General features: G+C 46.5%; 27 protein-coding genes. 20 read left to right on the top strand and 7 right to left on the bottom strand.

Going from position 1 to position 24,577, the window contains the following annotated elements:
• Positions 1–46: 46 nt before the first annotated feature.
• From F0L74_RS05925 to F0L74_RS05855, 16 genes are all read left to right on the top strand, one after another.
• Entirely contained in the window at positions 47–1,282 is a 1,236-nt protein-coding gene (locus F0L74_RS05925; protein WP_149836883.1) for a DUF2586 family protein, read from the top strand.
• Between the two features lie 29 nt (positions 1,283–1,311).
• Positions 1,312–1,743, top strand: coding sequence for a hypothetical protein (locus tag F0L74_RS05920; protein ID WP_149836882.1), 432 nt, complete (start codon positions 1,312–1,314; stop codon positions 1,741–1,743).
• A 54-nt stretch (positions 1,744–1,797) separates the two neighbouring features.
• Positions 1,798–2,193 carry a hypothetical protein gene (locus F0L74_RS05915; protein WP_149836881.1) on the top strand — a complete coding sequence of 132 codons (396 nt, stop codon included), beginning with the start codon at positions 1,798–1,800 and terminating at the stop codon, positions 2,191–2,193.
• Positions 2,194–2,228: 35 nt separating this feature from the next.
• Positions 2,229–2,375 carry a hypothetical protein gene (locus F0L74_RS33210; RefSeq protein WP_188315869.1) on the top strand — a complete coding sequence of 49 codons (147 nt, stop codon included), beginning with the start codon at positions 2,229–2,231 and terminating at the stop codon, positions 2,373–2,375.
• A 165-nt stretch (positions 2,376–2,540) separates the two neighbouring features.
• Positions 2,541–4,355: a tape measure protein gene (locus tag F0L74_RS05910; protein WP_149836880.1), complete on the top strand. Its 1,815-nt coding sequence runs from the start codon at positions 2,541–2,543 to the stop codon at positions 4,353–4,355.
• Positions 4,342–4,893 (top strand): DUF6046 domain-containing protein, encoded by a 552-nt coding sequence (locus tag F0L74_RS05905; protein WP_149836879.1) that lies wholly within the window; start codon positions 4,342–4,344, stop codon positions 4,891–4,893. The genes F0L74_RS05910 and F0L74_RS05905 overlap by 14 nt, the downstream gene beginning before the upstream one ends.
• Positions 4,894–4,982: 89 nt before the next feature.
• Positions 4,983–5,948: a hypothetical protein gene (locus F0L74_RS05900; protein WP_149836878.1), complete on the top strand. Its 966-nt coding sequence runs from the start codon at positions 4,983–4,985 to the stop codon at positions 5,946–5,948.
• Positions 5,945–6,430, top strand: coding sequence for a hypothetical protein (locus F0L74_RS05895; protein ID WP_149836877.1), 486 nt, complete (start codon positions 5,945–5,947; stop codon positions 6,428–6,430). The genes F0L74_RS05900 and F0L74_RS05895 overlap by 4 nt, the downstream gene beginning before the upstream one ends.
• A complete protein-coding gene (locus tag F0L74_RS05890; protein ID WP_149836876.1) occupies positions 6,420–6,647 on the top strand; it encodes a hypothetical protein in 228 nt (75 codons plus the stop codon). Before F0L74_RS05895 ends, F0L74_RS05890 begins: the two co-directional genes overlap by 11 nt.
• A gap of 3 nt (positions 6,648–6,650) precedes the next feature.
• Positions 6,651–6,953 carry a hypothetical protein gene (locus tag F0L74_RS05885; protein ID WP_149836875.1) on the top strand — a complete coding sequence of 101 codons (303 nt, stop codon included), beginning with the start codon at positions 6,651–6,653 and terminating at the stop codon, positions 6,951–6,953.
• Entirely contained in the window at positions 6,919–7,194 is a 276-nt protein-coding gene (locus tag F0L74_RS05880) for a hypothetical protein (RefSeq protein WP_149836874.1), read from the top strand. The genes F0L74_RS05885 and F0L74_RS05880 overlap by 35 nt, the downstream gene beginning before the upstream one ends.
• Position 7,195: 1 nt before the next feature.
• Complete coding sequence (locus F0L74_RS05875) at positions 7,196–8,062, top strand: nucleotidyltransferase (RefSeq protein WP_149836873.1); 867 nt, start codon at positions 7,196–7,198, stop codon at positions 8,060–8,062.
• 298 nt (positions 8,063–8,360) lie between these two features.
• On the top strand, positions 8,361–8,543 hold the full coding sequence (locus F0L74_RS05870) for a hypothetical protein (RefSeq protein ID WP_149836872.1): 183 nt from the start codon (positions 8,361–8,363) through the stop codon (positions 8,541–8,543).
• Positions 8,540–9,652, top strand: coding sequence for a hypothetical protein (locus tag F0L74_RS05865; RefSeq protein WP_149836871.1), 1,113 nt, complete (start codon positions 8,540–8,542; stop codon positions 9,650–9,652). Before F0L74_RS05870 ends, F0L74_RS05865 begins: the two co-directional genes overlap by 4 nt.
• On the top strand, positions 9,652–10,176 hold the full coding sequence (locus tag F0L74_RS05860; protein WP_149836870.1) for a hypothetical protein: 525 nt from the start codon (positions 9,652–9,654) through the stop codon (positions 10,174–10,176). Before F0L74_RS05865 ends, F0L74_RS05860 begins: the two co-directional genes overlap by 1 nt.
• Positions 10,177–10,187: 11 nt before the next feature.
• Complete coding sequence (locus F0L74_RS05855; protein ID WP_149836869.1) at positions 10,188–11,429, top strand: hypothetical protein; 1,242 nt, start codon at positions 10,188–10,190, stop codon at positions 11,427–11,429.
• A 364-nt stretch (positions 11,430–11,793) separates the two neighbouring features.
• On the opposite strand, the gene F0L74_RS05850 is transcribed toward F0L74_RS05855, so the two are convergent.
• Positions 11,794–12,093 (bottom strand): helix-turn-helix domain-containing protein, encoded by a 300-nt coding sequence (locus F0L74_RS05850; protein ID WP_149836868.1) that lies wholly within the window; start codon positions 12,091–12,093, stop codon positions 11,794–11,796.
• Between the two features lie 64 nt (positions 12,094–12,157).
• On the opposite strand from F0L74_RS05850, the gene F0L74_RS05845 reads away from it, so the two are divergent.
• Positions 12,158–12,889: a sensor histidine kinase gene (locus F0L74_RS05845; protein WP_149836867.1), complete on the top strand. Its 732-nt coding sequence runs from the start codon at positions 12,158–12,160 to the stop codon at positions 12,887–12,889.
• 165 nt (positions 12,890–13,054) lie between these two features.
• Positions 13,055–13,486: a DUF1493 family protein gene (locus F0L74_RS05840; RefSeq protein WP_188315868.1), complete on the top strand. Its 432-nt coding sequence runs from the start codon at positions 13,055–13,057 to the stop codon at positions 13,484–13,486.
• Between the two features lies 1 nt (position 13,487).
• On the opposite strand, the gene F0L74_RS05835 is transcribed toward F0L74_RS05840, so the two are convergent.
• A complete protein-coding gene (locus tag F0L74_RS05835) occupies positions 13,488–13,883 on the bottom strand; it encodes a DoxX family protein (protein WP_246197629.1) in 396 nt (131 codons plus the stop codon).
• A gap of 95 nt (positions 13,884–13,978) precedes the next feature.
• Between F0L74_RS05835 and F0L74_RS05830 the strand changes: the two genes are divergently transcribed.
• Positions 13,979–14,635, top strand: a complete 657-nt coding sequence (locus tag F0L74_RS05830) for an alpha/beta hydrolase family protein (protein WP_149836865.1) — start codon at positions 13,979–13,981, stop codon at positions 14,633–14,635.
• A 114-nt stretch (positions 14,636–14,749) separates the two neighbouring features.
• On the opposite strand, the gene F0L74_RS05825 is transcribed toward F0L74_RS05830, so the two are convergent.
• The 4 genes from F0L74_RS05825 to F0L74_RS05810 form a co-directional block, all read right to left on the bottom strand.
• Positions 14,750–16,105 (bottom strand): TolC family protein, encoded by a 1,356-nt coding sequence (locus tag F0L74_RS05825; protein ID WP_246197628.1) that lies wholly within the window; start codon positions 16,103–16,105, stop codon positions 14,750–14,752.
• A gap of 70 nt (positions 16,106–16,175) precedes the next feature.
• On the bottom strand, positions 16,176–19,343 hold the full coding sequence (locus F0L74_RS05820) for an efflux RND transporter permease subunit (RefSeq protein WP_149836863.1): 3,168 nt from the start codon (positions 19,341–19,343) through the stop codon (positions 16,176–16,178).
• Positions 19,344–19,369: 26 nt separating this feature from the next.
• The gene (locus tag F0L74_RS05815; protein WP_149836862.1) at positions 19,370–20,452 is read right to left on the bottom strand and encodes an efflux RND transporter periplasmic adaptor subunit; all 1,083 of its coding nucleotides are present in this window, start codon (positions 20,450–20,452) and stop codon (positions 19,370–19,372) included.
• Between the two features lie 172 nt (positions 20,453–20,624).
• Entirely contained in the window at positions 20,625–21,014 is a 390-nt protein-coding gene (locus tag F0L74_RS05810) for a hypothetical protein (RefSeq protein ID WP_149836861.1), read from the bottom strand.
• 305 nt (positions 21,015–21,319) lie between these two features.
• Between F0L74_RS05810 and F0L74_RS05805 the strand changes: the two genes are divergently transcribed.
• A complete protein-coding gene (locus tag F0L74_RS05805; RefSeq protein ID WP_149836860.1) occupies positions 21,320–22,765 on the top strand; it encodes a hypothetical protein in 1,446 nt (481 codons plus the stop codon).
• Positions 22,766–22,837: 72 nt separating this feature from the next.
• On the opposite strand, the gene F0L74_RS05800 is transcribed toward F0L74_RS05805, so the two are convergent.
• Positions 22,838–24,574: a RagB/SusD family nutrient uptake outer membrane protein gene (locus F0L74_RS05800; protein ID WP_149836859.1), complete on the bottom strand. Its 1,737-nt coding sequence runs from the start codon at positions 24,572–24,574 to the stop codon at positions 22,838–22,840.
• Positions 24,575–24,577: the final 3 nt, after the last annotated feature.

The raw sequence follows: 24,577 nt of genomic DNA, 5'->3' as shown, positions 1-24,577 counted from the left end.
CGTTTAACGTAGTAACACATGTTTTCAAACTTAATTCATATTTAAGATGAGTCGTCCCGGAGTAGAAATTTTCCTTACTAATGGCGGATTAGGCATCCAACCTGCAAGCGACTTTGGAGTGTCTGCCGTACTCATAGCATCACCGGTGGCACCAGTGGCAGGCTACGGTACTGCTTTTATGGTCAAAACCAAAACGCAGGTAGCTACGGCTTTCGCTCAGGTAGGTAATGAGGATGTAGTGAAAGCAATTAACGAAGGCTTTTACGCCGCCGCCCCGGAGGGTACGAAGCTGTATGTGCTTTGTATGGCAGCGGCTACCACCTTAACAACCCTGGGAGCTGCCGCGAACGCAAATAAGGTGCTTAGTTTAGGAGCCGGTACAGTGCGGCTACTCGCTGCTATTAAATTCCCGGACGAAGAATACGAGCCTACCGTAACGGATGGATTTGACCAGGATGTACATACCGCCGTTACCGCTTTGCAAACGCTATCTGCTACCTGGTTCGATGATAATAAGCCTTTCAGGTATTTTGTTGAGGGATTTGCTTTTGCTGATCCTGCTACCGCGAAGAACTACGCCACCTCTCTAAATCGTAATGGATTCATTGTTGCCGCAAACATTGACGGCAGTACTGCACGAGCCACTATGTTGGCAATGGGCGCTGCTGCCGCCGTGGAGCCGCAACGAAACATAGGCCGTATAAAAAACGGCAGCCTGCCAATACCGGAAACATCCAATGTCAAGATTGGGGCTATTGCAGTGGATGCTATCTCCGGCGCTGACCTGGATACTCTATTTGAAAAGCGCTACATATCCATTGAAAAAAATAAAAGTGCAAGCGGCTACGTGTTCACCTACGACTGCGCGTTATGCGACCCTACAGACGACTATAACAATCTCCGCTTTGGACGGGTAATAGATAACGCCACTAGAATTGCATTCGTTACATACTATAGGGAGCTAAAAGACGATGTTGAGGTCTTTGCCGGTGGCAGACTTTCCACCGTAGCGGAAAAGGCCTTGGAAATAGGCATTGAGCAGGCTATTGATGATGGAATGCGCAATCAGTTATCCAAAAAAACAGACGGCTCTGCCGCTGTCGAGTGCCTTATTAATCCCGATCCTGCACAGTATGCATTGTTATATGAACAGGCGGATATAGAGCAGCCTAATTTCAATCTCCTACAAACGGGGACTATTTATGTATTCATTCGCCTGTTACCCAAAGGCAGCCTTGATTATATCAATCTCTATTTAGGGTACAGCCCGACCGTAGAATAACATTTTAAAACAGTTCAAATTTTACACTCATGCCGTTTGATAGCAACGAATATGCTTACTGCGATATGAAAGTAGCCGTTGGCGCTTTTGAATTATCCGGACTGCGGGGCCTTAAGTGGAAAAAGGCGCAGGAGAAAGAAGTAGTTTATGGGCAAGGCAATGAGCCGAAAGGTATACAGCGCGGTAATAAATCCTATGAGGGGGAGTTACGTATGCTCAAAAGCGACCACGATGCGCTACGCCGTGCGGCCCAGGTGGCTGGATATGAGGACGTAATAGACTTACCCGGCAGGTTAATAACTATTACGTGCGTCTACGATAAGCCCAACGGACTCATACCGGTAACAACAGACGTACTGATTAATTGCGAGTTTAAAGAAGTTGAGGACGGCATGAATCAAAATGATAAGTACCAAGAGATTACACTGCCGTTTATTTTCCTGCGCAAAAAGCAGCTTTAAGCGCTGTTTATATACTACTTAAACGTTCATTAAAACAATTCAATATAAACAATCATGGAGGGAGAAAAAACTACATTTTCATTAATGCCCGGCAATCAGGGTGGCCAGGCTGATAATGCGCCTACTATTCCTGCGATTACCCGTCCTGTAATGACCGGACAGGTAAGCGAGGAACAGATAAGCGCCTGGAAAAAACAGTATGGCCAGGTGTTCGGCTATGACGTGGATAATAAGATATGTTATCTGCGATCAGTAGACCGCGATACATATGCCCTTGCTCTTGCAAAGGTTACCAGTAGCAACCCGTCATTATTTAGCAAAACTATCCTGGAAAGTATATGGCTGGGGGGTGATGAGGAGATACGAAAGAATGACCGCTATTATTTGGCGCTCGTTGATTTTGTGGAGGACTTGATGGCCAAAAAAAAGGGAACCTTGCGCGAGCTATAAAAGAGGCTGACGGCTCCTTTGAAAACAACTTTATAATGTATTACAATTTCCTGCTCATGTATCACCTGGGCTTTACGGCTACAGAGATACGCGAGATGAGTGATGAGCTATGGACAAAGTCAATAGCTATCCTGATAGATATAAGAGAACAACAAGCAAAAACACGGCCCTTTACAATGTAGTAAGGGGCCGTTATACAAAAATAAAATATGTCTCCATCTGTTGAATTTATACTACGCCTGCGTGATATGCTTACCCCCGCAATGCGGGCAGCTACCAGCGCTGGGAACCAGATGGCGAATAGATTGAACGGCTACTTTAACCGAATTAACCAAGGTGGCCGCACAATGGCGAATAGTATTTCAGACCTTCAGAAGCGCCTGGAGGCTGTTAATAAAGTTCGCATGAATACCCGCATCCAAAGTGAGTTCAAGTCAGCTACAAGGGAGGCCCGTAACCTGGAAAGGCAAATTGCCAGATTAGATAACCAGGGGAAAGGAGGGTTCTTTAGTAAGATAAAAGGCTTTGCTATGGATGCAGCCGCCCCATTGCTGGGGATGGCCAGCGCCGCCGCGATTACCGCGTTTGTCGGTAGTAGCATAGGCGCGGCGATGAACTTTGAAAAAACAAACAAATCCTTTGAGGTATTAAGCGGCAGTAAAGCACGCGGCAACGCATTGTCCGGGGAGCTTTTAGACTTGAAACAAAATACCATGTTGGGTGCAAGCGTATACCAAAACGCGCAAACCCTTATGGGATTTGGGGTGTCAGATAAAGAAGTGACGAAAGACCTAAAGATGATCGGGGATGTTGCAATGGGTGATGCTGACCGTATGCAGAGCTTAACATTAGCATTTGCGCAAACCAGGGCTGCGGGCCGCTTGATGGGACAGGATTTGCTACAATATATAAATGCAGGATTTAACCCGTTGGGCGTTATTTCTGAAAACTGGCAACAGTTTGGTCTAAAACAAAAAATGTCGGTAGGACAGTTGAAAGAGTGGATGGAGCAGGGAAAGATAACATCCGGTGCAATTACGAAAGCATTTGAGGTAGCTACCGGTAAAGGCGGGCGTTTCTTTAATATGATGGACCAGCTTGCGGAGACAAATGCAGGAAAGCTGCAGCTACTTAAAGGAAAGTACGCGGCGTTTCAAATATCAGTGGGTCAAGGATTTGCGCCTCTTACGCGATTTGCTTTAGAGGCAGGCATTGCGCTGCTAAAATTTATGACGCATAGCGAGTCTGTATCTACATCGGTCACCAGGCAGATTAATCAAATTAGGGCATTGCAATTGGAGCTAACATCCTCCAATACCTCAGAGTCCCGCCGCCTGGAGATATTGAAACAACTTACTGACATAAATCCGAATATTACCAAGGGGATTAAGGCGGAAGCTATCGAGTATTCTAAACTAGCGTCCAATATAAATGATGTTGTAACGGCATTAGGACAAAAGCAAATAGCCTCCTCCTTAGAGGAAAAAAATGCCAAAACTATAACTAAGTATAATAGAGCCGTTGCCACTAGTGGAGAGACAAACGCCGCTGTATTTGCCTTGCTCGCGCAGATAAACCCAGATTTAGCCGAACGTACAGATATGTCAGCTGGGCAAAAGCAGTTGACGGCTATACAATACTTACGCGCAAAAATTAAGAATAACCCGCAAAAAACGTCCTCAACTACGGTTAGTGCGTATGGCGGTGCATATACTACAAATTCATCAGTAGAACAGGACCAACTTAATAGTCTGTTGGGGTTAATTCATGCCAACCAGGATGCGAATAAAATTGCTAAGCAATTGCAACCGGAGGTTTCCAATGTTAAGCGTCAGATTTCAGCAGCCACGAATGCATATAACCAAATGTTTGGGGTTAATACCACCGCAGGAGGCCAGGCCGCGCCGGTTGATACGGGGGGAGGTACAGGTGGAGGCACTGGTGGCAGTACAGATACTGGAGATTTGTTTTCAGGTGGTAAGGATAAGATTAATAAAGGTGGGCAGCGCAGCATTGTAATCAATATAGGAAAACAGATTGAACATCTTGATATACATGTGATGGGCAAAGAGGAAGCCGGTCAGGAAATAGCCCGCGCTGTCCGTGAGGAAATGGTAAGAGTATTTAATAGTTTATCAAGCAATAATAATGGCGGTATTTGATCTAAGAGAAATATTTGAAAGGGTGTTTGGCTATAGCCCGCCACCTGAACCTCCAGAGTTCCCGGACGCGCCCCCTCGTCTGGAAACGAGCATATTAGCGCAACCTTATTACCTGGAGGATGCGGTAGGACGTGAGTTTTTTATGCCGGTTACCATAGACGGATACCTTATTCCATTTGCTGTTATGTCCATGTATTGGAAAAAAACCTATATCAGTACATCTATGCCAGAAAGGGGCGGAAGTGTAAAGGAGCTTATCTCCATTGATGACTATGTTTTTGAGATACGTGGTATCTGCCTCAATGACGGTAACGATTTTCCTGAGCAGGACATAATAGACCTGCATAACCTATTCAAGAAAAATTCAAGCGTAACCATGCGCTCAGCGCTTTCTGCCATTGTGTTAAAAGGAGAGTTTGATGAGAGGGTGATTATCCGGGATGTTAGATGGCCAGATATGCAAGGGGTGCAACACGCCCGCGCGTTTGAAATGACTGTTGAAAGCGATATGATTTTTGAACTTGAAATTTCTCAGTAATGTTTGCGTTGTGTTCTAACATATCAATAGGGAGATACATTAACGTGAAACCTCATGAGGTAAAGGTTAATAAAAGTATATACGAGTTCGTGGACAAGGCGGTTATTAAGGTGCCAATCACAGCTCGCATAACACGCGCAGGTAGGGTAATTACGGAGAGCGCTGACACTGCTAAGAAGTTCGATGAGGGGGATAAAGTAATAATAAAGCTGGGGTATAATTCGCAATTACAAACAGAGTTCGAGGGGTTTATCAGCCGGATTAATTTCACGTCCCCGTTGGAAATCGAATGTGAGGGATACAGTTATCAACTGCGCAATATGACCTATACTAAAACATTTGTACATGCCCAACTGCTGGACATATTAAAGTATCTGGTGGCAAGTACAGACATTGCTTTGGATGAGAAAAATATTCCCTCTCTAATTATTGAAAAGTTGCTATTGCAAGGGCACAACGGTTGTGAGGCACTGGATGAGATAAAAAAAATTACACACGGTACCATACGTGCTTTTTTCAGGGGAAACATGTTGTTTATGGGGCTGGTGTTGACAGATCAGCTATCCCGTACCACTGTTAAACCTGATGCTATTTACCGCCTTGGATGGAATGTTGTTAAGGATGATAACCTTAAGCTGAGGCAGGCAAAGAACCAGGACGTAACCGTTAAATTTTTGGGGATACATAAAAGCGGGGATGTGCAGCAGGCGGAGGAAAGTACCGATGTGCTTTTTCTGCCAGGTAAGTCAAAAAAGGTTAAAACTACCGGGACTGCGGGGGACGAAGGCGAAACGAAAATTGTAAAGACGCGATCAGTTATTGATAAAGATTCGCTTAATAAGCTCGCAAAAGAATTGCATACGTCATTATCCTATACCGGTTATGAGGGTAAGATAACCGCTTTTCTACAGCCATTTTGTAGACCAGCTCAAAGGGTTGAGATAAGGGATACAAAATATCCTGAACGTAACGGTGTTTACCTGGTTGAATCCACTGAGGTAAGTTATGGTACCAATGGTGCGCGCCGGGTTATCGGCATAGGAATCAAACTATGAAGGAACACGAGGAAATATCTAATAGGCTGGCTGAGTTTGCCAGTAAGTTTGGCCCCACAGCGATAGTGCAGGCTAAAGTAACAGCAGTAAATAATGATGATACAATTGCCGTGGTATTCTTGGAGGGAGGCTCAGTGAATGATTGCCGGTTAAAGGCGATTATCAAGGATGGAAACAAGGTTATACTCATTCCGGCTGTAGGTAGCATCGTATTGGTAGGCCGCATTGATAACAGTGATGATTATGTGGTAATAGCCGTTCATGAGATTTCAGAAATAGTGCAATTAGTAGGCGGTGCCAAATATAGCCATAATGCGGATGGCTTTCTATTTAAAAAGGACGGGGATGATCTTTTAAGTGTGTTTGAAATGATCATTGAGTCTGTTTTGAAGATAGTAGTAATGCAAGGAACAAACCCGGACTATGCTAAGCTACAGCAGGCATTAACGAAGGCTCAAAATATACTGAGAAATGGCACTTAATAAAGATGTATTAGGACAGGCATTGTATAATGCGGCTTCCGCCTTTAACGATGGTGAGTATCCACAGATAGAGGATGCGCGTAAGGCATTTTGGAAAGCTATAGCGGAAGCGTTTATAAACCATATCACCGGCAGTGGGATCGTGAAGGTGCCAGGTACCGGGCTAAACGCTGGCAGCAACCCTGTAACCGGGGAGGCTACTGGCACAATACAATAGCGCATGCAGGATATACTATTAGATGAGGAAGGAGATTTGCTAATTATCGGTGCTGATTTGATGATGGGAGAAAGTACTGAACAACACCAGCGGCTGCTGCTTATTAGCAACCCTGGTGATTTTAAAGAAACTCCGGCCGCTTGCGTAGGAGCTGCTATATGGTTGAAGGATGAAAATACCGTTGGCCTGTTACAGGAAATCAAAAGTGAATTTGAAAAAGACGGCATGATCATTACATCCGTTAAAATGGTTGATGCAAAAATTGAAGTACATGCCAGTTATCAAACGCCATCAGACATTAGCTGACTTCGCCACGCAATATACCGGCTCCATACAGGGCTTAGTACAGGTGGCACAGCTCAATGGGTTGTCAATGACGGACGATATTGCACCTGGTACTGATCTTGTAACTGGAGAGGTGATTGATGTTAGAAACAGCACTCAAACCACAGGGGACGAAATAGCGACCATTGGCCGTGTATTGGAGCCGGAGCAGCTGGAAGGCATTGGTTATTGGATTATCTCATTAGATTTTAAAGTTAGTTAATATGGCACGGTCAGTACAAGAGATACAACAAACAATTACGGCTACATATGTTACGGAAATGGCGGCTATTGGTATAGTAGTTGACCCCATAACATGGAGCCGCGTTAACCTTGTCAGGCTGTTTATATTCATATTTTCAGCTGCCGCCTTTGTATTAGAAAGCATCTTTGATGCTCTGCGTACAGAGATAGAAAATATAATAAACGCACTTAAGCCACATACATTGCGATGGTATGTATCTAAGGTGATGGCATACCAACATGGGTTCAACTTATTACCGGACAGTGACAAATATGACAACACTGGCTTTACAGACTCAGATATTGAAGCGGCAAAGGTGGTAAAGTATGCAGCCGTTGTAGAGCAAACAAACGAGTTCGGCCGTGTATTTCTCCGGATTAAGGCAGCAGCAGAAAGCGGCGGCGATCTTACACCGCTCTCCGCTGAGCAATTGGGGGGCTTGAAAGAATATGTTGCACGGGTAAAGGATGCGGGTGTAGGCGCACAGGTAGACAGTCTCCCTGCTGATAGCCTAAAGATGCAATGGACTGTCTATTATGACCCATTATTACTTAACTCACAAGGTGGCCGGTTAGACGGTACGGATAGTAACCCCGTTGGTAATGCAATACGTCAATACCTGAGTGAATTGCCATTTAATGGGCTGTATGTGCTGTCATACCACACAGATGCTGTACAGGCAGTAGAGGGGGTTGTGATTGCGGTTATCAACACTGCGCAAACAAAATATGGTGATCTGCCATACCAAAGTGTGGATGTGCTATATAATCCCGATGCGGGTTATCTCCGCATATACCAAGACACTGATTTGTTAATTAATTATCTGCCACATAGTGCCATTAAATAGTAACATATTCACAATTGATTGGGGTAAGCTATCCCGGTGGCTTATACCTCCGTTATTACGTAAGGAGAAAATGATAGCCTTGGTTAAATCTATCATATCACCGGTAAATGACCTGCACACACGATTTCTATACTACCGGCAAGGGGCCTTATATCGGCTTTCCATTACGCCCCAGGTTTGTTACCTGGAAAGAGCTTTAAACGATCGTTATGACGTTGTAGCCCGCCGTATTTACATAACAGACGGAATAGATATGGCTGGTATTCCGCTGTTTCGCAGAGTAGAAAATAAGCGAATAGTGTTACATCGTAAAAGCGAAGGCGGCGCCGTTGTACTGTATACAAAAGCGGAAACCACGGCATTCAACGTGGATTTCATAGTTAACGTGCCGATAGCTGTTTCTTTTGATATGAATGAGCTAACGGCCTTTGTGAATAGCTACAAGCTGGCAAGTAAAACTTTTAAAGTAAAGATTGTATGAACCGTAACATTGATTTTACCCAGTTGGGTGGGTTGTTCGTATATCAGGACACACTTGATTTCATGCAATCCGCATTTGGCCAGCCCATGGATGCGATTGCCAGGGCAATAGGTGATAAAGTAATACTTACAGGAGTGACTGATCAAGGTGCGACAGTTACAGACGGGTGGATCTCGTATGCTGGGGAAATATTGCCGTTTACAGGTGGGCTTAAGGCTACATATATAGTATTGGAGGAGATAATACAGAGTGAGCAGTTTGATGATGCAGTACAGCGTCCCGTGTATAAGACGCGCAGACTGAAGTTTGGGAATGCTTTGCCTCCTGCTGGTGGTTTTCCCTATAGTGATATTACCCGTTACGCTTTTAATTCGGCAAGTATTAAGGACGCTTTAAGCACTATACAAAGTACTCTTAAAAGTATCATTAACCTGGAGCCGGAAATTATACTATCTGGATGTACCGTTAGCAATGTTGTTGGGGCCAATATGCAAGTCAGTGGAGGCAGTGTTATGTTTATGGGGAACGTGGTTCCCTCACTGCCGTATAGTGGACCATTCCCGGCTTTTCTGAAAGATAACGGAACCTGGGTAACTGCTCAGCCAGGGGCTGGCCTTTTCGTGAAATTCGACCCGTACACAAGCCAGCGTTATACGGATGTACTACGCCGCGCTACCACTCCGCCGGACGAGATAAAAACATTCTCTACTAAAAGTGACCGCTTTGACAATAACGGCATAGGGCGTTGGGAAATGAAAGGCTTTGAGCTGCTGACAAGCATGCAAGGGCGTACGCCTATTGGACTATGGTTTGACGGGAATGCGGAGACAGACGTTAGAGATGTAAATTATACAACAGCTGGCAACCAGGGAGGCACAAATAGCATTGCTATTCAAAAAAACAATCTGCCCAATGTCAGAATTGATGTGCTTATTCCGCGCGAGAAAACCTCCTTTGATGCGGAAGGACAGGGGCTAATAACCACCGGCAACCATGGAAATGAACCCAACCCAGGCCCCACATTGCAAACCGATCCGTTGGGAGATGGTACACCATTAAACCGTGTACAGGCCTATACAATTATTGTTTATGCAAAAAGGAGCGCATAATGGCTAAGCAATCTATAGAAACTTTAAAGGGCTGGTTTGTAACGCTGGCAAAGCCGGTACAATCGCAGTTTTGGGACTGGCTAGATAGTTTCCGTCACAGGGATGATAAGATAGGTACGGCAGACCTAGACCCCGCGCTATTGAATCTTATTACATCGTTACCCACCGCAGATGCAATAGCTGCTTTAACTACTGCGATGGCTAATAAAGCAGACCTTGTGAACGGTGTTTTAAAGCAGGAGCAATGGCCGCCAATAATTACGCCAACTGAAATTACATTGAACGCGGATAGTTCCCATGAAATGACAGTAGCCTCTTTGTTGGAAAAAATAATTGTTATACCTACTGATACCATCATGTTTGGTATCGGCAATGCTGCTGATGATAATAGCATTTGGCCGCCGATGGAATTAACCGCAGGACAGGCGTATATATTTAGCCTGGAGCTTTACGCCCTTGACAGCCGAACAATCTTTTTTAACGGCATCACTGCTCAAACAACAATAAAAATTTATAACAGATAAATATAAATGCAATGAAACAACTGTTTTTAGCGATCTCTATGACCGTCCTTTCATCCTTATGTTTTGCCCAAAACAACGGGATGTTCGTTACCCTGCGTGTAACGGATAGCATCTGGTTGAATAGCAAATGGATAAAAGAGTTTTCAGACGACAGCACAATGGTAAATGGTGCATCCGGTGTAGTACTTACAGAAAAGGCCATAAAAGGAGTATTGAGCAAATATTTACCACTTACACAAAGAGGAGCTGTAAATGGACTTGCTAGTTTAGACGGCAGTGGTAAGATACCGTCAAGCCAATTGCCGTTAATGACTACGAGTGTTATATCTGGATCAACAGTTATCAATGATATTGGTGATCAAACGATATTGTGTAATGGTACCGGATGTGGTGGGCCAGGTAGTCCAGCATTAACACTGACCCTCCCTTCAGCAGCCGGTATAGCTGGACGTAAGTATGTTGTTAAGAGAATAAACACCGGATGCGTAATAATCGAGGCTGCGGGCGCTAATATGGAGGGAGAGCCGTATTACGAAATGAATAGTATTGACGGTAATGATTTTGCCACCTTCTTATCTGATGGGAGCAATTGGAGAATAATTACCAAGTCGTATGTAATACCTACAATTCCCACCACCCCTGATTTGCAGACGGTAACAGCAATGGGCAATACAACGACAAGTCCAATTAATGTAGGTGGCATGCAAATAACGGGTAGTGGGCCAACATTGGGCGACCGGTTGAATATAAATTATTTTGGAGGGGTGAGTACTTTATGGACAAGGGATGATACTGCACAAGGGGGCTATATCCAAATGGCCACGCCTGGTGGCCCTGAAGGTCAGGCTCAAATAAGGTTAGCTGTTATTGAAAATGGTTTAGGAAACGAAGTTATATTACAATCCTCTCATGATAATTCGCGGGATATGCTAGTTTTGAGTGGTGCGTTTAAGGCTATGGGAATGACTTTAAATGCACATACGATTGATGGGGACTATACTACATTGCCAAGCGACTATACAATTATGAGCGCTGGGAACTCCCCCACAGTTACGCTTACCGGTGAAGAGGGTAAGATATACGTACTTGTAGAGGAAGCAGCTAACCCTACAGTGGACGGAATGACCTGGACCCCGGCGATAACATACAAAGGCACGACATATAACAATGCCAATAACCCTACATTAAGTGCCTACAGCCGTTTCACAGTCCAAAAAATAAATGGCGGGTGGTATCTTATCGGAGCAAATTAAAAGTGTATTGGTAGGCGATAGTAAAAGGGCCAGGTATTGTACCTGGCCCTTTTATCCTTTTTTATTAATACATTAGCAATGTAAATTCATTTGTATGGCAAGAGCTAGTATACCACAACCTTCTGAAATTAAGTTAATACATGAACAGTATTTAAATGATCCTGAAAGGAAATATTGGCTTTCCGTCCTGGCGGAGGTGAGTAGACAGGCACCCTTTACAGCAGTGAGCCACAACGGCAATACAACGATAGTTCCTAGCCCTTTTTTGTCCAATTTGTGGCGAGAGGCAGAGTGTAAATTGAAGGAGATCGAGGAAAGGTATTCAAGCCTTTTAAAATAGCGTCCGTCCCCGTTCGTGCTGGCCTTATTCTTTATCAGGTTTTTCCTGTATTTCCTCAGTGATTTTTATACTTAAATCGAGCGCCAAAATAAGTTTTATAAGGCTACTTACTCTTATATCCCTAGTGCCAGCCTCATAATGGAATACTAAATCAGCCTCACACTCAGCCAACGCGGCTAACTGTCGATAAGATAATCCCTTTCTTTTACGCGCCTGTTTTACAACCTGGCGAATTGCTTTGTCTATATTTTCCTTATGTTCAGCCATTAACCCCTCTAAAGTGCATCCTCTTTTTAGAATATTTGTTAGTATATTCGATAACAAGTTTTATACCTCATAAACGAGAGTCGTAACTATCAATATTTAATACAAATAAAAATACCTGAATATGTTTTCAATTTTTACCGGCCCCAGGCGTACAAAGCACTCCAAAATCAAAGAATTACAGGAACAATTAGCCCAAATGGATGAATTTATAAGAATATGGTCCCACGACATTAATATGCCTATTATGGCGCTAAACAATGGCTTAAAAGCCCTTAAAGCCATCACTACAGTAGAAGACCTGGCCGTAGTGCTTGGTGATCTCATGTACATAGTAGGCTATCTTGAAGAAATTAATAGTAACATCCGCACGTTCATGAATGGAGAACATTATGAACGACTGCACATCAAACGTATTGACTTGTTGCCATGGCTTCGACAGATCGTTAGTCTGTATGCGGTTGTTGCATCATATAAGAGACAAAAAATTGAGTTGTTTGCACCGGAGGCCGGTACCATAGATACGGACGATATTAAACTTTCTCAAATAATATTCAACCTTTTATCAAATGCTGTAAAATATACACCCATTGAGGGCCACATTTACGTCAATCTGTACAACAAGGATGATATAACGGTATTTGAGGTACAGGACGATGGTATAGGCATTCCAGCATCTCAAATGGATAATATATGGTTGCCGCATACCCGTCTCGAAAACAATGTACCCGGCCTTGGTATTGGGCTATTTGTCTGCAAAAAGAATACAAAGCTATTAGGAGGCGATATAACGGTATCTAGTCATATCGGGGAGGGGACACTGGTAACGGTAAAAATACCCGCTCAAAAAGGCTAATTTATCCTTTAAATTGAGTAGGAGGGACAGAGAGGCAACGGGAAAAACCCTGCTTTTTGTCCCTCTTTTTTTGTGCCTCAATCCCTTTTAGCGGTGTGTGAAAAAATGTACTTTTGGTTTTTCTTTGTTATACTGGTGGATTTTCCGCCCCTACATATCAGAATTATGCGCACCTTTATGGGCGAAACTATGCATACGCTTTCACAAATCCTGAAGTTTGTAAAAGATCAAACCGGCGCTGATGAAGTACTGGAAAATAGTGATATTAACAGGGATCTAGGTTGCGATGGCGATGATTTTGATGAGCTGATCAGTAAATTCGCCAGGGAGTATAATGTTGATACTTCATCCTGTCTGTGGTATTTTCATTGTACAGAAGAGGCCAATATAATATGGTCAATTTCTAATTCTCCCGATAAATATGTTACACACATCCCCGTGACACCGCTAATGCTGCTGGAATTTGCACAAAAAGGCAAGTGGGATCTGCAATATCCTGAGCATACAGTACCTACCAGGAGGTATATTTTCATTCCAATGCTGCTATTAGCTGCCAGCTTACTCACCTTTGCTATTTACCAACTCTTTTTCCGTTGATTTAATTCCTGACAGGAATAAGCCTCCTATCTGCAGGTCTGAAATACCACGATGCTACGGTCAACACTAATAACAATAATGGGGGAAATATTTCTTTCACAGGATCGCCGGATGCGAGATGAGAGATGATCGCGCCTGACATGGCAAAGAAAAAGCCGGCATAAGCCCATTCCTTTAGTAATTGAAATTTGGGGGTAAGTACGGCCACTGTTCCCAGTAGTTTCCATACGCCTATTAATGTTAAAATATAGATGGGATACCCCAGGCGCGTAATGTAGGCTACTTCGTTCTCATGCTTTAACAGTTGTACGATGGCCGTGGATACCATTCCTAATGCAAGCCAGAGCGTGGAAATCCAGTAGATGATCTTGTTTACTTTTGCTGATATTTTCATCATGTAGCTATTTGACTACAAATATACATGTAGTTATTTAACTACACAAATAAACAGGGCATTATTTTATCAGGGTATGAAGTAAATTTGGCCTTATCATGAATACGCAATCCATTAAAATAGCCGTCTCCCCTGCTATAGGCGATGTTTCGGGCATATATATAACTCCGGAAAAGCCCACCTGTATCTTTACCCTGGCGCATGGTGCCGGCGCTGGTATGGACCATTCGTTTATGGAAACGCTGGCGGATGCGCTTTCCAAAGTGGGTATTGCTACGCTGCGTTTCAATTTTCCTTTTGCGGAAAATAAAAAGGGCCGGCCAGATACGCCGGCCGTAGCACATGCGACTATAGCAGCCGCTATTGCAAAGGCGCGGGAGCTGCAGCCGGCATTGCCGTTGTTTGCCTCCGGGAAGTCTTTTGGTGGCAGAATGAGCTCTCAATACCTGGCGGCTAATCCGGATGGTAATGTTAAGGGGATTGTGTTCTATGGCTTCCCGTTGCATCCTTCTGGCAAGCCGTCCATTGACCGGGCGGAGCATCTGAAAGCGCTGAAGATCCCTATGCTGTTTCTGCAGGGCAGTAAGGATACGCTGGCTACCTGGGACCTGATCGAAGGGGTATGCAAATCATTGAAGAAAGCTACGCTGGTGAAGTTAGAGGGCGCAGATCATTCGTTTAAGGCGGGGAAAAAAGATGTGATGTCGTTGTTGGTGGAGGAGACGGGTAAGTGGGTGAAGAAGGTAATTAAATAGAAAAAAATACTGTAATTGATGATACAGTAACGTAATCGGTGATACGGTAAATGATACAGTAAGAAAAAGCCGGTCAACCGACCGGCTCTTCCTACTAAAAAACTCAACACGGGTTTACTTCCAACCGCCTCCTAATTCCTTATAAATATTGATCGCTGCATTCAGCTGTTCTTTCTTGGTTTCTATCAACTCCAATTTAGACTCCAGTGCATCGCGCTGTGTCATCAGCACTTCAAAATAATCTGCCCTGGCGGATTTGAACAGGTCATTGGCAATGTCGATAGACCTGGTGAGGGCATCTACCTGTTGTGATTTCAGGTCGTAGCTCTTTTCCAGGTTGTTGATATTGGAGAGCTGGGTATTTACCTCCAGGTACGCATTCAGGATGGTACGCTCGTAGTTGTAGATTGCCTGCAGCTGCCGGGCATTGGCGCTGTTAAACTCTGCCCGGATCGCATTACGGTTAATGAGCGGACCAGCCAGATCGCCGGCCAGGGAGTACAGCAGCGACTCTACCGGGTATTTGACCAGGTAATTGGGCTTAAAGGCCTCGAAGCCTAATGCAGCAGAGATCCCGAATGAGGGGTAGAACTCTGCCCGGGCCACTTTTACATCCAGTTTGGCGGCTGTAAGATCCAGCTCTGCCTGTTTGATATCCGGACGATTGGCCAGTAGCTGGGACGGGATGCCGGTGTTAACCGTCTGTGGCAGCAGATCCAGGAAATTGCTTTTATCCCGGGTGATCTCCTGTGGATAGCGGCCTAACAGGAAGTTGATCCTGTTCTCTGTTTCCTTTATTTTCTGGCGGATGTCGAACTCCAGGCTTTGAGAGCCCAGTACTTCCGCTTCGAACTTTTTAACGGCCAGCTCTGTTGCCCTGGCGGCTTCCTTCTGTACTTTTACGATCTCCAGCGCGCTTTTTTGCAGCTCTATGTTCTGTCTTACGATAAGCAGCTGGTTATCCAGGGCTACCAGTTCGTAATAAGAATTGGCTACTTCGGCGATCAGGTTGGTGAGTACAAAATTCCGGCCTTCCATGGTGGAGAGATACCTGGTCACTGCCGCCTTTTTAGCGTTGTGCAGCTTTTTCCAGATGTCTGCCTCCCAGTTGGCGAAAGCGGAGACGGTAAAGTTGGGCAAGTGCTCCGGTACTTCTTTGCCTGGCTCAATCTCTGTAGAGGCGTCACCAGCGCCCTGGCTGGTATAACGGCCTACTTTTTCCAGCTCCGCGCCGGCCCTTAAGCCTACTGTGGGCAGTAAGGCGGCATGCCGGGAGCGGATATCGTTCCGGGCGATCTCTATTTCCTGTAAGGTGATCTTCAGCTCCTGATTATTTGCCAGTGCGGTATCGATCAGGTTCACCAGGTCCTGGTCCTTGAAAAATGTCCGCCACTGAATGGCCGACATATTCGTTGTATCCTTGCTATCATTATACGCCTCCGGCACTGTCCTGTTCTCGTTTGTTGGCATGATCGCAGGGATCTTACAACTTGCTATAGCCAGGCAAATGCTTAAGGGAATACAATGATATTTCCTGTATTTATACATTATGGTCTATTTCTTCTGTTAGCGGATGCTCATCTTCTTCTTTAATGAACTTACGTTTCTCTGCAATTGTGCCGAATATGTAGTACAGGCCCGGGATCACCAGTACCCCGAATATGGTACCGAACAGCATACCTCCGGCAGCGGCGGTACCAATTGTCCTGTTACCTACTTTACCCGGACCAGTGGCAAACACCAGCGGGATCAGGCCCGCGATGAATGCAAAGGAGGTCATCAGGATGGGACGGAACCTCACCTTTGCGCCTTCCATGGCCGCTTGTAATACTGTGGCGCCCGCGGCATGCCGTTGTACGGCAAACTCCACGATCAATACGGCGTTCTTACCTAACAGACCGATCAACATTACCATGGCCACCTGTGCGTAGATATTGTTTTCCAGGCCCATTATTTTCAGCAGCAGGAATGCGCCAAAAATACCCGCAGGCAGAGACAGGATCACCGACAACGGCAGGATAAAGCTTTCATACTGCGCGGAGAGGATCAGGTATACGAAGCCCAGGCAGATAAGGAAGATATAAATAGCCTGGTTACCCTGCGCCACCTCATCCTTGGAGATACCTGCCCAGTCGATGCCAAAGCCCCTGGGTAAGTATTTAGCCGCTACTTCCTTGATCACCTCAATAGCTTCGCCACTACTGTGCCCGGGTGAAGCGGAGCCGCTGATCTCAGATGAGTTGTACATGTTGTGGCGGGTGATCTCAGACAGGCCATATACTTTTTCCATTTTCATGAAAGCAGAGAAAGGCACCATCTCATCCCGGTTATTTTTCACGTACAGCTTAAGGATATCTTCCGGCAGCTGACGGTATTGTGGCGACGCCTGTACGATCACCTTATAAGGGCGGTCGAACCTGATGAAGCTGATCTCATAGTTACTGCCTATCAGGGTAGAAAGCGTGTTCATAGCATTGTCAATGGTCACGCCTTTTTGCTGGGCAATATCATTATCAACGCTCAGCATGTACTGCGGGAAACTGGCGCTGTAGAAGCTGAATACAGATGACAGCTCCGGACGTTTGACCAGCTCTTTCAGGAAATCATTGTTCACTGTTTCCATTTTCTTATAGCTGCCAGAACCGGCTTTATCCAGCAGGCGTAACTCGAAACCACCCGCGGCGCCATAACCCGGTACAGCCGGCGGCTGGAAGAATTCTATATTAGCGCCGGTGATATCTTTCGACTTCTCCTCCAGCTCTGTGATGATCTCCTGTACGGAGTGTTTCCTGTCCTCCCAGCTTTTCAGGTTGATCAAACAGGTACCGGAGTTGGAACCCGTACCTTCTGTCAGGATCTCATACCCTGCCAGGGAAGAAACGGATGATACTCCTTCTATATGCTCAGCGATCTTCTGCAGTCTTTCCGCCACATCGTTCGTCCTTTCCAGGGATGATCCCGGCGGCGTTTGGATGATGGCATAGAACATACCCTGGTCCTCGTTAGGAATGAAACCTGAAGGCACCGTCTTGTTCATGAACCAGATGCCTACGCAAAATGCAGCGAGCATACCAAAGGTGATCATTCTTCTGCTAACGATCTTACCCAGGAAACCCACATATTTTCCCTGCATGCGGTTAAAGGAGTTATTGAAACCGCCCAGGAATTTGTCTACTATATTTTGCTTCTTAGGCTTGCCATGGTTATTCTTCAGGATGATGGCACACAAGGCAGGCGTAAGCGTTAACGCCACAATACCGGAGAGGATAATGGCGGTAGCCATGGTGATGGAGAACTGGCGGTAGAAGATACCCACCGGGCCAGACATAAACGCCACCGGTATAAATACCGCTGCCATCAGGAAGGTAATGGCGATAATAGCGCCTGCTATCTCATGCATGGCCCGCTTGGTGGCCTTTAATGGCGACAGGTGCTCCGTTTCCATCTTGGCGTGCACCGCTTCTATCACCACAATGGCATCATCCACCACCACACCGATCGCCATTACCAGGGCGAACAGGGTAATAAGGTTGAGGGTAATACCAAAGAACTGCATGAACATGAATGTTCCTATCAGGGACACCGGTACTGCCAGGGTAGGGATCAGGGTAGAGCGCAGATCGCCCAGGAAGAGGAATACCACAATACCCACCAGGATGAAGGCTTCTACGAGGGTGTGGATCACCTTTTCAATAGAAGCGTCCAGGAATTTGGATACGTCGTAGCTGATCTCATAGTCCATTCCTTTGGGGAAAGAACTTGCTTTGATCTCTTTCAGCTTGGCTTTTACATTCTCAATTACCTGGCTGGCGTTACTGCCGTATGACTGCTTTAACACGATAGCGGCTGAGGGCCGGCCATTCAGGTTAGAGTAGATATCGTACATGGAACTGCCAAACTCCACATCCGCTACATCTTTGAGGCGGAGGATCTCACCGTCCGGGCTGGAGCGCAGTACTACATTTTCGTATTGCGGTTTGGCGCTGAAACGGCCGGAGTATTTTAACACATATTCAAATGACTGGGATCTTTTACCGGAGCTTTCGCCGGTTTTACCGGGCGAGGCTTCCAGGCTTTGTGAGCTAAGGGCCTCCATCACTTCATCCGCAGAGATCTTGTAAGCCAGCATGCGGTCGGGCTTAAGCCAGATACGCATGGCGTACTCGCGGTTACCCAGGATATCCGCATAACCCACACCGTCCACACGCTTCAGCTCTGATAACAGGTTAATGTCCGCAAAGTTGAAGAGGAATTTCTGGTCGGCATTAGGATCTGTGCTGTACAGGTTAATGTACATCAACATGTTGGATTCCTCGCGGGTGATCTTAACACCTTCACGTACCACCAGGGGCGGCAGTTTATTCACTACGGAGGCCACACGGTTCTGTACGTTCAGTGATGCCACGTTAGGATCCGTTCCCAGGTTAAAAATGATCTGCAGGGAAGCCTCACCGTCGTTACCGGCATCGGAGGTCATATACTTCATGCCCGGAACGCCGTTAATGGCCCTTTCCAGGGGGATGAGCACGGATTTGATCATCAACTCGCCGTTAGCGCCCGGATAATCGGCGGTAACATTCACTTTGGGCGGTGATATAGTAGGAAATTGCGTAACCGGCAACTGGGTGATGGCCAGCACCCCCAGGAAAACAATGATAAGCGATATCACTATTGAAAGGACCGGCCGCTGTATAAATTTATTGAACATTGCACACTCTGTTAGGTCTTAAACTACTATTCCGCTTTTAAACGAAGATTCGAGATCACTGCGTTGGGCGCCTGGTATTCATAGTTGATCTTATCATCATCTTTTACCTTTTGTACGCCTTCGAGCAGTATTTTATCAGTTTCTGAGATGCCATTTGCAACTACATACAGATCGGGCATTTCGCCGGTGATGGCGATATTTCTTGATCTTACTACGTTGTTCTTATCCACCACAAAAACATATTTTTTGTCCTGGATCTCGTAGGTTGCTTTTTGCGGAATGACCAGTGCGTTCTTAGCGGGAACGGTCATTAATATTTTGCCTGTTTCGCCATGTTTCAGCAGCTTGTCAGGATTGGGGAACCTGGCGCGGAAGGCGATGTTCCCTGTTTCGCTATCAAATTCGCTTTCAATGGTTTCCACATCACCTTTATATGGTAAGGGGCTGTTATTGGCTAACAGCAGGCCTACCTTATTGTTACCACGGCCTTTTGTATTGGTCTCATAGTCCAGGTATTCCGGCTCGGACACATTAAAATAGGCGAACATCTGGCTATTGTCAGAGAGGCTGGTCAGTAATTCGCCTTCATCGATGAGGCTTCCCAGTTTTTTAGGGAGGCGGTCAATGGTACCGGCAAACGGCGCGCGGATGTCAGTAAATGACAGGTGCAGTTTTGCCAACGCAATCTCGGCTTTAGCCTGGTCCAGTTTGGCCTGGGCTACTGCCTGCTCATTTTTGGACACGATGTTCTTATCGGCCAGGGTTTGTGTGTTCTGCAGCTCGATCTCTGCTTCTTTGGCTTCTGCCTGTGCTTTCAGCAATTCTGCCTCATACATTTTGGGCATGATCTTAAAGAGCAGCTGACCGGCTTTTACATACTGGCCTTCATCTACATAGATGTTCTGCAGGTATCCTTTCTCCTGTGCGCGGATCTCGATGTTCCTGACAGAGCGGATCTGCGAAACATATTCCTTTACAAAGGAGGTATCAATCCTTACCGGATTGGTAACGGTATACTTGCTGGCTTCTTCTTTTTCTTCTTTTTTTGATACACAGCTTGTTTGGTACAACAGGCCCAACAGGCTTGTGAACATGAAAATTCTCTTCATGATATTAAGTAGATATTGTGCGGATTGAATGTTGGGATGCAAGCTCCCAAAGATGGATAAGGATGTCAGCGGCCAGTTGGGGCGCTCCATTGTTGTGCGGATGGGACGTGTACAATCACGTCGTCCACCAGGTAAAAGCATGCCTCCTCCGGTAACTGATCTACAAAAACGATCAGATCCTCAGCGCGCGTTGAATAAGATATTTATAAGATAAATTGCTGCAGAATGGTAGTTGGTCTTCCCAGCAGCTATGGAGATCACTTAAACTTATGGTTGAGGCAACGGTTACATACCAACGGGTTAACAATTTGTACTTGCGGGAAAAGAGGTTGCTGGTATCATCGTCTTCTACATCCTCGCTGAGGCAATCATCTTCCGCGGTGCCGGCATCCCCGATGGTGGGGTTTTCCAGGCTGGTATTTGTGAGGTTGGCCTTATGCCTTTTTTCGATATTCCGGAGCTGAGAGGCGCTGACATTATTAAAGTGACTGCCTGCATACGGGTAGCCGTACCCTCTTAAAAGAAGGAAGCACAGGTAGATCAAAAAGGTAGCTACTCTCATTCGGGGGCCAAAATTAGGAAAAGTTTGATAGGAATACAGGCCTCAGTCGGCCAGTTTGGTAAAAAAAAGGTTAAATTTTGAGTCTGGGGCGACAAAGAGACATATTATTGTTTTTGAAATATTCTTGTGCCGACGATTTTGTCCCGTTGCGGATCGATGAACTACTGGCAAAAGACCAAAGTTTTGAGGCTATCCAGTCTAACAGGCGGCTTAATATATGAAACGAGGCCGCTTTTGGACGTGATTTTGAGGGAATTGGGTATCTTTAGTGAAGCACTATCCCTTATTATAGTCAATAAAGCCACATGCAGACCAGTCATACTGAGAAAACTCAGGCAATCCCAGGACATTCGGTTGCAGGGCGCCCGGCCCAGCTGACACAAACCGGCCACTCCCCGGCCGCCCAGGAGGACAACCGCCCGGTAGCTATTATGCAGCGTAAATTACAGGAGATGGCCAATAACAGCCCACAGGCCCGGCAAGCTGCGGCATTTGGCGCCATGGCCAATGGCGGCTTGACAGCGCCGTTACCCGTTAGCCAGGCAGCGCCAGTGGCGCAGCTGAAAGTAAAAATAGGGGCTGACACCTATAAACTCCGTAAGCGTGGTTTTGGCATGCAAGATCTTATTAACCTGGTTAAGGCCAACCAGGGCACTACCGTATTACGTTGGGATTGGAAAGCCAAGGTAAAGGATTATGTAAGGGAAAGGGCTGTTACGCCCTGGCCGTTTGCCACTGTACAGGAGCTTATCCAATACCTGGTCAAATCTAACAGGAAAACACCTGCCGAAAAGAACCGGGAACAGGATGCGCGCATCCGCGGGCTTAATACGGGAGCGGGCGCCAGAGAGATGCGATATGGGCGGATCCTTTCCTACGAGAGCAGGAAAGCCCACCGGCGGATCACCAAGCAGGTAGAAACCCTGCCCGCATTTACCTCCACCAAATCAGACCTGGAGGCATTACGGCCCGGAGCCCGTTCAGCCACCAGCGATTTTACCCATACCAATAATGAGTTTATAAATATGCATGCATTGAGCCAGGCCAGTTTGCAACGGCTGGATTTCATGGCGCCTGGCGGGGTAACGATAGATACGCATGGCTATTCCAGCCGCGGCGACCGAACGGTGGACCCCAGGACCCTACCTTCCAGCTTTGGGCTTGGCACCATTAAGATAGGCCCTGACATAGGCACCTATATGAAAGAGGGGGAAACCAATGCAAGGCCCAACCCGCAACAAATGGGCTATCTTAACCCACTTGAGGAAAACCGTCTTCCTGAATTAAGCCCTCAAACGGCGCTTAAAAGGGGATTATATAACCAGGGCCATTTTGATAAGCCGCAGGGCCTGGGCTATAACCATGACCATAGCAGTGTGGAGTTTTTAGGGGCCGTGAGCGGCAGCTCCCTGAATAACGCTCAACGCGATAATATGCAGCGTCAACAGACCCTCAGTAATTACGCCATCCTGCAATCGGCTTATAGGATCTGCCCGGATGTGCCTGTTGCGGCTGCGCTGCATAACAGTAAACATGTACCTACAGCGCGGGAAGAAATGGACGCCCTTACCAATTTTATTGCCGTGGTGGATAATCCTCTTTCCAGCGGCAGTGACAGGGACAACGCCAAAAAGGCCATCCGCCAGGTGCTTACCCAGATCCTGCGGGCTTTTAATAAGTTGGAGGATGTGGATTCTGAGGATGAAGGCACTATGCCTACCAGCCCATATACGCCGGGGGATTATCTGTAAACACGGCAGGCAAAAAAAGAAATGCGGCGGAGACCTACCGCATTTCCTTTTTTTATTATACGAAGACCGTTATTAATTATAACCGGGGTTCTGCTTTAATGCAGGGTTGGTATTTACATTCATCACGTTTAAGCCAATGGGGAATATACTGGTATGGTTATCCGCATCGGGATTTTTATCCCACCAGCTGCCTGAATTGAATTTACCAAAGCGTACCAGGTCTGTGCGGCGGCGGCCTTCGCCCAGGAACTCACGGCCCCATTCGTCCAGCAGCTCCTGTTCTGTGAGGGTGCTGCCACCGGCATCATAGAGGCTGAGGGAACCGGGGGCGTAGTAACGCCTGCGCACGGCATTGAGCAGCGCTGCCGCGGCGGGTTTATCACCGGCCCGGAACTTACATTCTGCCAGGGTGTAATACACTTCTGCCAGCCTTACTTCTACATAATCCGATTCTATTTTATGCGGATCATCGGACGGATAAAGGGGATATTTTATAAAGTACATACCGGAGTTCTGGTCTGCGTGGGTCATGTCTGATTGTTTATCATCCGGCACTTCCCCAGGGCCGTAACTTACCAGCTGACTACCTACTTTACGGTTAAAGATCCCCACCTGGTCACGGATGTAAAGGGTGTAACCGTTGTCACTTTTTACGCTGTCTTTACCGTTGTTGAAGGTGAGGTACCCGAACAGGAACATGCCTTCCCGCTGGCTGTTACCCAGATTTTTGTACAGTTTCAGCCTTACATCGTCCGGGTATTTGGCAAATTTCCGGTACGGTTTGCCCAGCTCGAAAGCGTATTCATTGCCGGCTACATCCCTGCCGGGTTGCAGGGCGTATTTGGGATTCATATCCCCCCAATCTGTAAAGCCAAAATAGGAAGCCGCCTTGAAGGGCGCGCCCCACCAATACATACCACCATCATATTGCCAATGGGTACGGCCAAAAGAACCGGGGAAACCGAAGATCGTTTCGTCTGATTTATCGTTATTCCAGTCGTACGGCGCATCCCAGCGGTCTGCCAGGGCGTAGTTGCCGTATTTGCCATCAATAATATCCTGGCAAACGGCCGCGCAATCCGTGAACCTGTCTTCCCCAATGTAGACCTTCGCATTCAGGTACAACCTGGCCAGTAAGGCCATGGCGCCGGCTTTGGTCCAGCGGCCGGGGAAGGGCTGCACGCCATTGCCGCCTTTGGGGGCAAGATCGGTCAGGGCTTCCTTGAGCTCCTTTTCTATGAACGCAAATGTTTCTTTAGGGGGCGACTGTGGCACGGTGGGCACCTCTCCTTTAGCTTTGGTGATCACTTCTATATTCCGGTATAGGTCAAACAGGCGCAGGTAATACCAGCCGCGCATGGTGCGCAGTTCTGCGATCAACTGCTTAAGCTCCTCCGGTGTCATGGAGAACTTTGCAGGATCCAGCCCTTCGAGGTCCTCTATTGAGTTATTGGCTTGCGCAATGCCCTGGTACAGGCTATTCCAGGCGTTGCTGGTGTAGCTGTCCTGGGAGGTCCAGGTATGATAGTGCAAGCGATAGTAGGTGCCGCCATCGTACCAGTGCCCTTGCCGGTTGGGCGTCATAAGATGATCCGCGGTATTTTCCTGCATCACGAATACATCTCCCCGCACGGTCGAGTATCCGTGCTCGAAGGTGCGCAGGAAAGAGCGGTATACATCGTCTTTGTTCTTAAAAAAGCTGGCGGCGTTCACTTTATCATACAGTGATTCGTCGAGGTTAGTACAGGCCGGCGCCAGCAGGAACAGGCAGCCTGTTATGATATATGTAAGGAGGATGTTCTTTTTCATCTT

The organism is Chitinophaga agrisoli (assembly GCF_008386695.1).
GTDB classification, from domain to species: domain Bacteria; phylum Bacteroidota; class Bacteroidia; order Chitinophagales; family Chitinophagaceae; genus Chitinophaga; species Chitinophaga agrisoli.
This window is presented reverse-complemented; position numbering and strand designations above follow the sequence as displayed.

Coding starts and splice junctions, on each gene's coding strand:
- F0L74_RS05925 (WP_149836883.1), top strand. CDS start 47: ATGAGTCGTCCCGGAGTAGAAATTTTCCTTACTAATGGCGGATTAGGC.
- F0L74_RS05810 (WP_149836861.1), bottom strand. CDS start 21,014: ATGAGAGTAGCTACCTTTTTGATCTACCTGTGCTTCCTTCTTTTAAGA.
- F0L74_RS05875 (WP_149836873.1), top strand. CDS start 7,196: ATGGCACGGTCAGTACAAGAGATACAACAAACAATTACGGCTACATAT.
- F0L74_RS05895 (WP_149836877.1), top strand. CDS start 5,945: ATGAAGGAACACGAGGAAATATCTAATAGGCTGGCTGAGTTTGCCAGT.
- F0L74_RS05855 (WP_149836869.1), top strand. CDS start 10,188: ATGAAACAACTGTTTTTAGCGATCTCTATGACCGTCCTTTCATCCTTA.
- F0L74_RS05915 (WP_149836881.1), top strand. CDS start 1,798: ATGGAGGGAGAAAAAACTACATTTTCATTAATGCCCGGCAATCAGGGT.
- F0L74_RS33210 (WP_188315869.1), top strand. CDS start 2,229: ATGTATTACAATTTCCTGCTCATGTATCACCTGGGCTTTACGGCTACA.
- F0L74_RS05835 (WP_246197629.1), bottom strand. CDS start 13,883: ATGATGAAAATATCAGCAAAAGTAAACAAGATCATCTACTGGATTTCC.
- F0L74_RS05905 (WP_149836879.1), top strand. CDS start 4,342: ATGGCGGTATTTGATCTAAGAGAAATATTTGAAAGGGTGTTTGGCTAT.
- F0L74_RS05860 (WP_149836870.1), top strand. CDS start 9,652: ATGGCTAAGCAATCTATAGAAACTTTAAAGGGCTGGTTTGTAACGCTG.
- F0L74_RS05840 (WP_188315868.1), top strand. CDS start 13,055: ATGCGCACCTTTATGGGCGAAACTATGCATACGCTTTCACAAATCCTG.
- F0L74_RS05830 (WP_149836865.1), top strand. CDS start 13,979: ATGAATACGCAATCCATTAAAATAGCCGTCTCCCCTGCTATAGGCGAT.
- F0L74_RS05845 (WP_149836867.1), top strand. CDS start 12,158: ATGTTTTCAATTTTTACCGGCCCCAGGCGTACAAAGCACTCCAAAATC.
- F0L74_RS05880 (WP_149836874.1), top strand. CDS start 6,919: ATGCCAGTTATCAAACGCCATCAGACATTAGCTGACTTCGCCACGCAA.
- F0L74_RS05825 (WP_246197628.1), bottom strand. CDS start 16,105: ATGCCAACAAACGAGAACAGGACAGTGCCGGAGGCGTATAATGATAGC.
- F0L74_RS05920 (WP_149836882.1), top strand. CDS start 1,312: ATGCCGTTTGATAGCAACGAATATGCTTACTGCGATATGAAAGTAGCC.
- F0L74_RS05815 (WP_149836862.1), bottom strand. CDS start 20,452: ATGAAGAGAATTTTCATGTTCACAAGCCTGTTGGGCCTGTTGTACCAA.
- F0L74_RS05820 (WP_149836863.1), bottom strand. CDS start 19,343: ATGTTCAATAAATTTATACAGCGGCCGGTCCTTTCAATAGTGATATCG.
- F0L74_RS05805 (WP_149836860.1), top strand. CDS start 21,320: ATGCAGACCAGTCATACTGAGAAAACTCAGGCAATCCCAGGACATTCG.
- F0L74_RS05885 (WP_149836875.1), top strand. CDS start 6,651: ATGCAGGATATACTATTAGATGAGGAAGGAGATTTGCTAATTATCGGT.
- F0L74_RS05865 (WP_149836871.1), top strand. CDS start 8,540: ATGAACCGTAACATTGATTTTACCCAGTTGGGTGGGTTGTTCGTATAT.
- F0L74_RS05890 (WP_149836876.1), top strand. CDS start 6,420: ATGGCACTTAATAAAGATGTATTAGGACAGGCATTGTATAATGCGGCT.
- F0L74_RS05800 (WP_149836859.1), bottom strand. CDS start 24,574: ATGAAAAAGAACATCCTCCTTACATATATCATAACAGGCTGCCTGTTC.
- F0L74_RS05910 (WP_149836880.1), top strand. CDS start 2,541: ATGGCGAATAGTATTTCAGACCTTCAGAAGCGCCTGGAGGCTGTTAAT.